The sequence below is a fragment of the Bradyrhizobium genosp. SA-3 genome, assembly GCF_004212635.1.
Taxonomy (GTDB): domain Bacteria; phylum Pseudomonadota; class Alphaproteobacteria; order Rhizobiales; family Xanthobacteraceae; genus Bradyrhizobium.
Genome location: NZ_PSRT01000342.1, coordinates 1 through 602, shown reverse-complemented (window position 1 = coordinate 602; position 602 = coordinate 1). Strand labels below are relative to the sequence as shown.

Annotated in this window: 1 protein-coding gene; it reads left to right on the top strand. The window is 65.0% G+C overall.

What is annotated here, in order from left to right:
- A partial coding sequence (locus CWO91_RS42385; protein ID WP_130221196.1) for a condensation domain-containing protein occupies positions 1 to 602 on the top strand: 602 nt, incomplete at both ends.

Genomic DNA, 602 nt, shown 5'->3' with positions numbered 1-602 from the left:
TGCGGCGGCAGTCGCTGGGGGTCGAGGTGCGGACCTTGTTTGCAAAGCCGGTGCTGGCGGATCTGGCCGCAAGCCTCAGTCGCCATCACGAGATGGCGGTCCCGGCCAATCGGATCAGCGAACAGAGTCCTGTGATCACGCCAGAGATGCTGCCGCTGATTGAGCTGACGCAGGGCGAGATCGACCGGATCATCGCCACAGTGCCGGGCGGGGTCGGCAACATCCAGGACATTTATGGCTTGTCGCCGCTGCAGGACGGCATCCTGTTCCATCATCTGTTGGCGACAAAGGGCGATCCGTACCTGCTGGTCTCGCAGATGGCGTTTGCCGATCGCGACCTGTTGGAGCGCTATCTTGCCGCGGTTCAGCGGGTGGTGGATCGGCACGACATTCTGCGCACCTCGTTCGTCTGGGAGGGGCTGTCGCGCCCGGCGCAGGTGGTGTGGCGGAACGCGCTGCTGGGGGTGAGCGAGGTCGAGCTGGACGGGTCTGCTGATCCTGGCGCCGCGCAGCTTAAGGATCGGTTTGATCCGCGCCAGCACCGCATCGATCTTGGCCGAGCGCCCTTGTTGCGGTTTGTGATCGCGCGCGAGCCCGGCAGT